At 37.3% G+C, this 11122-nt stretch carries 9 protein-coding genes; 5 read left to right on the forward strand and 4 right to left on the reverse strand.

The window, feature by feature from the left end; genetic code table 11:
- Positions 1-12 precede the first annotated feature (12 nt).
- Positions 13-738 (forward strand): uroporphyrinogen-III C-methyltransferase, encoded by a 726-nt coding sequence (gene cobA, locus ACTB1O_RS05710; protein WP_462994179.1) that lies wholly within the window; start codon positions 13-15, stop codon positions 736-738.
- A gap of 24 nt (positions 739-762) precedes the next feature.
- Here cobA and fhcD read toward each other — a convergent pair whose 3' ends face one another.
- From fhcD to ACTB1O_RS05725, 3 genes are all read right to left on the reverse strand, one after another.
- On the reverse strand, positions 763-1656 hold the full coding sequence (gene fhcD / locus ACTB1O_RS05715; protein ID WP_462994180.1) for a formylmethanofuran--tetrahydromethanopterin N-formyltransferase: 894 nt from the start codon (positions 1654-1656) through the stop codon (positions 763-765).
- A gap of 5 nt (positions 1657-1661) precedes the next feature.
- On the reverse strand, positions 1662-2267 hold the full coding sequence (locus tag ACTB1O_RS05720) for a 5-formyltetrahydrofolate cyclo-ligase (RefSeq protein ID WP_462994181.1): 606 nt from the start codon (positions 2265-2267) through the stop codon (positions 1662-1664).
- Positions 2268-2429: 162 nt separating this feature from the next.
- A complete protein-coding gene (locus tag ACTB1O_RS05725) occupies positions 2430-2768 on the reverse strand; it encodes a hypothetical protein (RefSeq protein ID WP_462994182.1) in 339 nt (112 codons plus the stop codon).
- Positions 2769-2994: 226 nt separating this feature from the next.
- On the opposite strand from ACTB1O_RS05725, the gene carA reads away from it, so the two are divergent.
- From carA to ACTB1O_RS05740, 3 genes are all read left to right on the forward strand, one after another.
- Positions 2995-4050 carry a glutamine-hydrolyzing carbamoyl-phosphate synthase small subunit gene (gene carA, locus ACTB1O_RS05730; RefSeq protein WP_462994187.1) on the forward strand — a complete coding sequence of 352 codons (1056 nt, stop codon included), beginning with the start codon at positions 2995-2997 and terminating at the stop codon, positions 4048-4050.
- Entirely contained in the window at positions 4051-7218 is a 3168-nt protein-coding gene (gene carB / locus ACTB1O_RS05735; protein WP_462994183.1) for a carbamoyl-phosphate synthase large subunit, read from the forward strand.
- Between the two features lie 140 nt (positions 7219-7358).
- Complete coding sequence (locus ACTB1O_RS05740; protein ID WP_462994184.1) at positions 7359-8651, forward strand: outer membrane protein assembly factor BamB family protein; 1293 nt, start codon at positions 7359-7361, stop codon at positions 8649-8651.
- 1 nt (position 8652) lies between these two features.
- Here ACTB1O_RS05740 and ACTB1O_RS05745 read toward each other — a convergent pair whose 3' ends face one another.
- Complete coding sequence (locus tag ACTB1O_RS05745) at positions 8653-10269, reverse strand: putative manganese-dependent inorganic diphosphatase (protein WP_462994185.1); 1617 nt, start codon at positions 10267-10269, stop codon at positions 8653-8655.
- Between the two features lie 273 nt (positions 10270-10542).
- Here ACTB1O_RS05745 and ACTB1O_RS05750 point away from each other — a divergent pair, with 273 nt between their 5' ends.
- On the forward strand, positions 10543-11019 hold the full coding sequence (locus tag ACTB1O_RS05750; protein WP_462994186.1) for a pyridoxamine 5'-phosphate oxidase family protein: 477 nt from the start codon (positions 10543-10545) through the stop codon (positions 11017-11019).
- Positions 11020-11122 lie beyond the last annotated feature (103 nt).

Here is an 11122-nt window from a genome sequence, read left to right on the forward strand (position 1 = left end):
GTGGTAGTAATAATGACAGGAAAAGTATATCTTGTTGGTTCAGGTCCCGGAGGACTTGGCCTTATGACATTTCGTGCAAGAGAAGTCATAGATGAGGCGGATGTTATAATCTACGATCAGCTTCCGGGAGAAGAGGTTTTATCATCTCTTCCGGATGTTCTTAAAATAGATGTGGGTAAATTTGGTGGAAAGCATACTAAAGAGCAGGACGAGATTGAACTTTTAATGGTTAAGTATGCAAAAGAGGATAAGACTGTAGTACGCTTAAAAGGCGGAGATCCTTTTCTCTTTGGACGTGGAGGAGAGGAGATGGAGACTCTTCGCAAATACGGCATCAAAGTTGAGATGGTTCCGGGAGTTACGAGTGCAATTGCAGTTCCTGAATGTGTGGGAATTCCTGTCACTCACAGAAAATTTGCATCCCAGGTTACATTTCTGACAGGTCATGAAGATCCAAAAAAAGAAGAATCTGCTATTAACTGGAAATGGCTGGCAGAGTCCCCCGGAACAATCGTTATTCTCATGGGAGTTAAGAATCTTCCAAATATTACTAAAGCCTTAATAGACAATGGAATGGATAAAGACATACCTGTTGCAATCATCGAACGTGGTCTTCGTCCTGATCAAAGAGTGACTATAGACTCTCTTGAAAAAATTTCAGATGTTGCAAACGAAAAAGAGGTGAAACCTCCGGCAATAATTGTTATAGGGGGGGTTGTAAGCCTTTTTGAAGAATAAAAATATTTTTTCAGAATTAAATATTCATTGTTCCAAGATTTTGCGAAGGTAAAAATTGTTTGTTCCAAGTTTTCCTTCATAATTTCCTGCACCAATAAATAAGACTCCGTTTTCTTTGACTGCTTTTAAAATTCCTTTTCGCATTGCGTCTTCAATTACTTTTTCGTTAAGGCCGTTTATTACAATTTCATAGATTGAATTAACATCTTCCGGAACAAGAGAATCAGAAATTTTATTTTTAATTGACGGGCAGAATCTGTGGTTTGTGCTTGCAGGCATTGGAAATTTGTAGTTTTTGCTGGCAACTTTTGAACCGCTTGAAACAATCCCTCCGGGAAAACTTGCAATAATTCCTTCACTATTCTCAAATGCTTTTACAGATGCCATTGCCCCTGCAAGTGCTGAACTCTGATCTTTTCCCATAACAAGGAAATTTCCGCCGGCGATCCCTTTAACAGCTCCAAAATTTTCCTCGCCTATAAAATCACCTCCCATTATGGGGATCTTCCAGCATTTTCTGTTGCCTACTGTGCATCTGCTCTCATAAGAATCTCCAAAATAGTGCATCCTTGTTGAAAATCTTGTTTCGGCATCAGGAAAACCATCAAAAACTGACGTTGTTGCGGCTGTTAAAATGCATTGAGATATTCTTTCGGCAACCCTCTCACGCATGCTTTTTCTGGCAGTGCAGATCATAACGGAGATGCCCGGTCTTTTATCGGGCGTTTCATCAGGAGAATAATATCGTTCTATTCCTGCCTCACAGGGGCATCCTATAGTTGAAGTTGCAAAGCCTGTTGCCTCAACAGCAGCTGTTTTTGCAAGTTCACAGGTTTCTGCTGTAATTATAATTCTTGAAAACCAGATTGGAAAAGCCTCCGCATATGTATCAATTATCTCCACTCCGTTAATCTGCATATTTTTCACTCCTGTTTTCTTTCAAATGCAATCTCTTCTTCAGTTACAATATAATCCATTAAGATATCGTTATGATCAAGAGGAATATTTTCAGCTTCCTGGCATGCGAATGCAATTCCTATTTTTTTTACATCAGGATATTTCTCCAGAAATCTGTCATAATAACCTGCACCATATCCTATGCGGCCTCCTTTCCTGTCATATCCCAGCATTGGTAGTATTACAATGTCAACTGCACCATCAGGAACAGGTATTTCATTTCCAATAGGCTCGGGGACACCGAATGTACTCGGAACAAGATGGGTCAGATCTTTTAGATATGAAAGACGAAGGCTGACATCTTCTGTTACAATAATAGGAACTACAAGTGGATTTTCATTCTCAATTAATAATTTTAAAAGAAGGTTTGTATTTACTTCAAGCTCTTTTGAAGTAAATCCCATCACTGTTTCGCCTGGTTTTATGAGTGAAAAAACTTTTTTGCATATCGTTTCGCTTTTTAAAAGGCGTTCCTGTGAGGTAAGTTTTTCTCTTCTCTCACGCATAATGTTGCGTACTTTTATTTTTTCTTCACGCATGAGAAGGTTATTTTGCATATTCATATTTATCATTAATTGTACCGGTGAAAAAAGGAGAATAAATTACTATCACTATAACCTAAAAAAATTTATTTTTTTAATTCAGGACTATTTTTATAAGGCATAATTTGTCAATTATGTTTAAATTTCAAAAAGAATTAAAAAAATTCTTAAAAAATATTGAATTTAAATGAATTAAAGAACTTTTTCTATTTCTTTACGAATCATTGGGAGGGATATTCTTCCAATAGGTGTCTTTTTACCGTTTACTAAAATGAGAGGTATTGGCGGGTGGTCTTTTTCAATAATTTTAATTATATACTCAGGGACCTCGTTATCAAGCAGAGTTAATTTAAGATCAACATTATTTCCATATATGTGAAAAAGACGTTCTTTCAATGCATCAAAGGCTTTTAAAAGCTCTTCAGAAGGTGCACATTTTTCAAGTTCACAGGTTCTGTCGCCATCACATGGAAAAGGGCCACAGGGAGAGTCACTGAAACCAACTACTTCAATTGTTATTTTGCCACTCATATAATTGATATTGTAATTATTAGTATATTGAATTTGCAATTTTGGCATGAACCTTATGTATATAAAAAAAAGTGAAAAAATATCAGAAATCCAAAAAGAATCTTTTTGAACCTGAAAAAACATCTATATATATCTTTTTTCAAGGATTAACGAGATAATCTGATTTTTTTGTGACACAGAGAGAGAGATTAATAGGGATTACTTCCAAATAATAATGATTATTTCAATGAAGGCAGTTCTGGGTCTAGAAAACGGTAAATATATAATAGGAGAAGGATTTGGTGTTGAAGGGTCCTGTACCGGCGAACTTGTGTTTACAACACAGATGGGCGGTTATATGGAAGCGCTAACAGATCCTAGTTATGCAGGTCAGATTCTGATGTTTACATATCCTCTTATAGGAAATTATGGTGTAGATATTCAAAATTTCCAGAGTCCTATAGTAAATGCAGCAGGATGTGTTGTTCGTGAACATTGCAGGCGCCCGTCAGCTAACAACACTCTGCATTCTTTTTTTGAGGAAAATGGTTTATCAGGTATTTCAGGAATTGATACCCGTAAACTGACAATAGAGACAAGAATACATGGAACTTTAAGGGCCGCTTTAATTAATGGAGATGATAACGGGGAATATGCCGTGGAATGTGCAAAAGCGGTTAAACCCATATCAGATATCGATCTATTAAGCCAGGTATCCTGCAGAGAACCTTTTAGAATTCCCGGTAAAGGAAAAAGGATCGCAGTTATTGATCTTGGTATTAAGAAAAATATTGCAATATCACTGAGAAAACGTGATGCAGATTTGTTTATTTTTCCATATAATTCAAAGCCTTCTGATATTGAGGCATGTGAACCCGAAGCTATTTTTATAACAAATGGTCCGGGAGATCCTGCATGCGCAACTGATGCTGTGGAATGTGCAAAACATTTCATAGGTAAGATTCCTGTATTTGGAATATGTATGGGAAATCAGGTTCTCGGACTGGCTTTTGGTGCGGAGACATATAAAATGAAGTTTGGTCACAGGGGGTCAAATCAACCGGTACGCCACATGGATGGTTCAATATATATTACAACCCAGAATCACGGTTTTGCAGTTGACGGCGATACACTTCCTGAAGGCTGTGAGGTGTTTTTCTCAAATGTTAATGACGGTTCACTTGAAGGATTCTGTTCTGAAGACCTTGATGTTTTTTGTGTACAGTTTCATCCTGAAGCTCATGGAGGGCCACTTGACACCGAAAGATCCATCTTTGATATGATGTACAGGAGGATTCATTAAATGCCGCTTAGAGAAGACATAAAAAAAGTAATTCTTATTGGTTCCGGACCAATTCAGATAGGTCAGGCAGCAGAATTTGATTTTTCAGGTACGCAGGCATGCAGGGCATTGAGAGAAGAAGGTATTGAAGTAGTCCTTGTAAACTCGAACCCTGCAACAATTCAGACAGATCCTGATACAGCGGATGTTATATACGTCGAACCTCTAAAAGCCTCTATAATTGCAAAAATTATTGAAAAAGAGAAACCTGACGGAATTATGAGCGGTATGGGGGGTCAGACAGGGCTGAATCTTACTGCAGAACTTGCAGAGATGGGAGCTTTAAAAAATGTCGAAATTCTTGGAACACCTCTTGAAGCAATATACAAGGGGGAAGACAGGGAACAGTTTAAGGATTTGATGAATGAAATTGGAGAACCTGTTCCAAGAAGTCTCATTTTAGAGTCAATGAGTCAGATAGACGAAGTCTATGAAAAAGTAGGTCTGCCTGTAATTATACGTCCTGCATATACTCTTGGAGGTGCCGGAGGAGGAGTTGCAAACACGCCTGAAGAACTTAGAAGAATTGTTGAACTTGGACTCCAGCGTTCAAGAATTCATCAGGTTTTAATTGAAGAGAGCGTAATCGGCTGGAAGGAGATAGAATTTGAGGTCATGCGGGATTCTGCAGATACCTGTGTTATTATCTGTGGTATGGAAAATGTGGACGCAATGGGAATTCATACCGGCGAAAGTGTGGTTGTTGCACCGATTCTTACGCTTCGTGATGACGAATTCCAAAAATTAAGAAGTGCGGCAATAAAAATTATCCGGGCACTTGATGTTCAGGGGGGATGCAACATCCAGATGGCATTTAAAGATGGTGATTACAGAATTATTGAGGTAAATCCACGCGTATCACGTTCTTCTGCCCTTGCATCAAAAGCGACCGGATATCCGATTGCAAGAGTTGCCTCAAAGATTGCAGTAGGCCTCCGGCTTGATGAAATAATAAATACAGTAACAGGATGCACTCCTGCATCTTTTGAGCCTGCAATAGACTATGTCGTTGTCAAAATTCCACGATGGCCTTTTGATAAATTCAAAAATGCTGATCGGACACTCACAACAGCTATGAAGAGTACAGGTGAAGTTATGGCAATCGGGCGAACACTTGAAGAAGCATTTATAAAAGCTCTCAGGTCACTTGATACAGACATAAGCGAACATACATCAAGAAAAGAGATCTCAATGCTTCTTCAGAATCCAACCGATGAACGTTTCGGATGTCTTTTTGATGCATTCAGAAATGGTTTTGAGGTTGAGGAAGTAGCTTCCCTTACATATATAGATGCATTCTTCCTGCAAAAGATTGCAAACATCATCGAAATTGAAAATAAACTGAAAGCAAATCCATCAGACGATGATATAAAATCTGCAAAATATTATGGATTTACAAATTCTGATATCAGCGGATTTACAGGAAAGGATCTCAGTTCTGTTGAAAAAATAACAGAAGAACCTGGATATAAAATGGTTGATACCTGTGCTGCGGAATTTCCGGCAACCACACCCTATTTTTACTCAACATCTGATTCCGATTGTGAAATTGTACGAAGCACTAAAAAGAAAATACTCATTTTAGGTTCAGGACCAATAAGAATTGGTCAGGGTATTGAATTTGATTATTGTACAGTACATGCGGTTATGGCACTTCGTGAAGAGGGAATTGAGGTTCATATAGTAAATAATAATCCTGAAACTGTATCAACTGATTTTGATACATCTGACAGATTATTCTTTGAACCTATGAAACTGGAAGACATAACAAATATTCTTAAAAAAGATGATTATGCCGGTGTCATGGTTCAGTTTGGGGGTCAGAATTCCGTAAATCTTGCTGTTCCAATTGAGAAGAGAATAAAGGAATTGGGACTGAAAACAAAAATTCTTGGGACATCTCCTGCTGCAATGGATCTGGCAGAAGACAGAGATAAATTCAGTCAGCTTTTGGATGAACTTGAGATACCTTCTCCTGCCAACAGTTCAGCATATTCTGAAGAAGAAGCATTTGAAATTGCCAAAAAAATAGGCTTCCCCCTTTTGGTTCGCCCCTCATATGTTCTTGGCGGAAGAGCAATGGAACTTGTTCATGATGATATAGAACTTCATAATTACATTAAAGAGGCTGTTCGTGTCAGCAAAAAACATCCTGTTCTTCTTGATTCATTCCTGCAGAATGCAATTGAACTTGATGTAGATGCGGTATGTGACGGTGAAGATGTTTTAATCGGCGGTATTATGGAACATATTGAAGAGGCTGGCGTTCATAGTGGTGATTCAGCCTGTGTTATACCAACACAGTCTCTTTCAGATGAAGTTTTGGAAAAGGTAAGAGATTATACAAAAAAGCTGGCTATCGGAATTGGTGTTGTGGGGCTTTTAAATATCCAGTTTGCAGTAAAAGGTGGAATTGTCTATGTTATTGAGGCTAATCCGCGTGCAAGCCGAACTGTACCGTTTGTTTCAAAAGCAACCGGAATTCCACTTGCAAAGGTTGCAGCCCGCGTAATGAGCGGTTGCAAATTGAAGGATATGGACTACAAAGAGCGGCAGATAAAACATGTTGCTGTAAAAGAGGTCCTTTTACCCTTCAACAAACTTCCCGGAGTGGATACAGTTCTTGGTCCTGAAATGAAGAGTACAGGTGAAGTTATGGGAATTGACTATGACTTCGGAAGAGCCTATTATAAGGCAAGTACATCTGCTGATAACCAGTTGCCTCTTGAAGGCATGGTCTTTATTTCAATAGGGGATGAAAACAAGTCTGAAATTGTTCCGATTGCAAAGAAACTATGTGAACTAGGCCTCTCTCTCCTTGGTACAAGTGGTACTGTGGAATACCTGGAAGGACATGGTATTGAGGCAAAACTTGTACGGAAGGTTCAGGAAGGTTCGCCCAATGTCATTGATCTGATGAGAAGAGGAGAAACAAGTCTGATTATAAACACGCCTTCAGGAAAATATTCACGACAGGATCATAAACAGATTATGCGTGCGGCGCTGGATTATGGAATACCATATATTACTACAATGCAGGCGGCAAGAGCAGCTGCAATGGCAATTGAGGCGATGAAATTGCAGGATGTAACTCTTGAGCCATTAAGCTATTATCACAATAATATTTGATTTTTTTTTAATCCAGACATTTATTTTAATAATTTAAATAAAGCTTTTAGCTAATAGGATCGTAGAATTTTTTAGAAAAAAACAGTATTTTGAGAAAATATTATTAATTCATATTTATATTATATTTACAGAGTTTTATTATGAAATCATATTCATTTAGTTTAATTTCAATAACAATACTTACAATTATTTGTCTTTCCTTTATCCCTGTTACTGTGTCTGCTGATTCGGAAGCAACTCTTCTTTGGAAATTTACCAAAAACACAAATTTTGCTGATACAGACATCTCTGAAGATGAAGGCTATGTGCTTGCAGGAGGGACAAATGCCAGGGTGTACCTTCTTGACAACAAAGGGAACCTGATCTGGGAAAGATCGGTCAACGGTCCGGTAAGCGGGTTATCTGTATCGGAATTTGGAGATTATTCTGTAGTAAGTACAAAAAAGGGAATACTTTATCTGTTTGATTCAGAAGGAAATATTTTATGGCAGAAAAATCTGGGCGGAATAGTATATGATGCTGCAATATCCAGAGAAGGAACATATATCGCGGCTGGTTCTAATGATGGATACCTGTACCTTTACAAAAAAGGAGGAGAATTTGTATGGAAACAAAGACTTGGAGGAGATGTTTACTGTGTTTCTATAAATAATGACGGCAGTCTCATTGCTGCCGGAAAAAAGCTTTTTATGGTTTTTTTGTATAATCTGGAAGGCAGCAGATTATGGACATATTCTACAAATGAACAGGTTTTTGATATTGATATATCCCCCGATGGAAACACAATTGTCGCAGGATGTGCTGATGGAAGGGTAGATATTATTGGTGAAGACGGAAACAAAATATGGTCAACAAATGTAATGGTTCCTGTAAACGGAGTTTCAACTTCTTATTATGGAAAATATGTGGCTGCAGGCGCAAATGATAGCTTTGCACATCTTTATGGTGACGATAAAACCGAGATTTTAAAATATGCAACATTTGGAAATGTGAAGGGTGTTTCGTTGTCCCCGTCCGGAATGCATATGTCTGTTGCGTCAGATGATGGAAATCTGTATTATCTTGCACTTCCTGTAACAGTTCCTTCAACACCTGAACCACTTCCTGTCTGTGAAATTCCTTATCCTACAGGAACAGGAATGCTTTCTGTTGATTCTGCACCATCGGGTGCGGATGTACTTGTGGATAATATTTATTTGGGAATTACTCCTCTGACAATAAAAGAAATAACTTCGGGAATGCATGTTGTAACTGTACGTCTTTCAGGATATAATGACTGGAAAACAGATGTATCTATAACTGAAGGAGAGACAGATTATATTTCGGCTTCACTGACTCCTTTAGTATTGGGGATAAATATTCCTTTAATGCCATTTACAGTAATAGTTGCGATCATAATTGGTTTATTTATTGTATATAGAAGAAAGAGATAGATTAGTTGTCTTTTAATATTTGCCCAAACCATGGTAAAAAATCATTTTTACGGGACATCATACCTTCTTTTCTAAGAGGTTGTTTCTCAATACCTGCTTGTTTTAAAATAAGAGTTTCGGCTTCCATATAAATTTCACTTCCGTTTTCAAATACACTTGTTAAAAGTGTGGCAAAAATATCTGCACCGTTCTCTTTTTTGAGTTTTTTTGTATATCGGGATATTTCATCTTTATTCTCTATTGAAAATTCAAATGTAGGTATCATTATTTGAGAGATAATAACTTTTTTACCGAACAATTCATATTCTTTTATATCTCTCATTAGAAGTTGCCTTAAGTCAATTCCATCCAAATTCATTCCTTTTTTAATTAATTCCGTTCCAAATTCTACAGGATCTGTTTCTGAGATTTCTGCCAGATATTTTACAATCCTTTTGTCTTTCTCGGTTGTAGTGGAAAGACGAAGAACAAGTGTGTCAGATAAAATCCCTGCAAGGAGAATTCCTGCAGTTTTTTTATCAGGTTTTATTCCCTCTTCTATAAATTTCCCTGCAATAATTGTGCAAGTTGAGCCGACGGGTTCGTTTAAAAAGCTTATTGGTTTTAATGTGGTTATAGCACCCAGCCTGTGGTGATCTATAATCTCCAGAATTTCAGCTTTTTCTATTCCTTCAACTGCCTGGGCATATTCATTATGATCCAAAAGAATTACCTGTTTTTGAACAGTTTCCAGGAAAGTGTTTCTTGAAATCATTCCGAGAAATTTTCTGTTGTCGTCAACAACACAGGCAGTACGGTATTTTGAACTGGAAACAAGTTTTTTTGCATATTCGATTGTATCTTCTTTTATTACTGTCGGGACATCCCTGGCCATAATATGACTTGCGGGAAGGGAGAGATTGATCATCTTTCCTACTCCGAATGCATCAAGATTTGTGGATATAAGTGCAACCCCCTTCTCTGTTGCGGCATTTATAACTCTCTCTCCGACTGGTGCACCATCAGCAATTATTAGTGCCGCAATTCCTGTAGAGATAAGTGTGAGCTGTGCGGGTTCATTATCTCCGACAACCGCAACGTCATTACTGGTCAGTTTTGAAAGTGTTACATGGAGTGCATCAATTGCAATATAGACTTTTCCTTCAAGGAGGTCGGCTGAAGGGGCAAGTATTTTTGCATTCAGAATTCTTGTAAGTGTTTCAAGTTTAATTGGTGTTATAGAGAGCTGCTCTATCTTCTGACGGCGAACATATGCCTGTGCAAGTCCGTGTTCACTCATCAGTCCGGTAAGTTTGCCTCTTGAATCAGTAACCGGTATGTTACGAACATTGTTGTCATCCATCATAGATATGATATCAATAGAAGGAACACTTTCTTCGGCGCTGAAAGTGTATGTGAAAGGAAGATCAGAAATATTGGGCTCAACAGACTCTATATATTCGGGTATTTCTGTATTGAATTTTTCAAGCGCAAATTGTGTCTCCTCATTAATTTCACCACAAACTGCAGCAATATATCGTCCGTCATCTTTTTTATTTAGAAACTTTGCATATCCTATTGCACTACAAACGGAATCTGTATCAGGATTTTTGTGCCCGATCACATAGATTTTATTCATATTATCCTCCTTTTTATTTAGACTACAAGATTTTGAGATTAAAACTTAAATTCTCCGGAGACATAAAAAAGTCTTTCCGATTTTTCTTTTTAAGATTAGGGTTTTTATCAATATCTTCTTTTGTATAGTATGTCAAATTCCTGAAAAATCCATTTCTGTTTATCTTTGGTATTTTTCAGTTATTAATTAAAAAATTCAAATTTTTGTGAAATAAATTGGAAATATTTATTGCTGTTGAATACAACGATTCAAAAACAAAGGTTGTTGTTCTTTATGGATATTGTAAAGATTCCAAAGATGGAAGTTGAGGAATATAATCTGCTTATAGAGGAAGGTTATATTTGCAGAATAGCATTTCAAGGGGAGAAATACCCTTATCTTGCGCCTTTTTTGTATGTTTTTGATGGCAGGTTTTTGTATTTCCTCTCAACAAAATACGGCAGGAAAAATGATTTATATAAATTAAATCCACATGTTTCAGTAGAGGTTGAGAGATATTCAAGTGATCTTTCGTGCTATAATTTTGTGACTTTGCAGGGATACCTGGTTCAGGAAGATGATAGTATCACAAAAAAGCAGATAAGACAAAAATTTGTTGACATGATTAAAGAAAAGAAACTGTCTCAAAATATTTTATCTGCACTTGGTCATGATCCTTCCGAACCTTTGGAGGCAATAGTGGCAGAGGAGAGAACAAGTATCTGGAAGCTTACCGGAGTAACTGATATTGTTGCATTAAAAAACAAATAATTTTTTTCTCATTTATATATTAGCCCAAAAGGATTTATGGCAGATAAAAATCTATAAGTCCGATATGGAATATCTTATCAGATATCTGGGGGGGAGATAAAAT

This window comes from Methanomicrobium sp., from assembly GCF_055145805.1.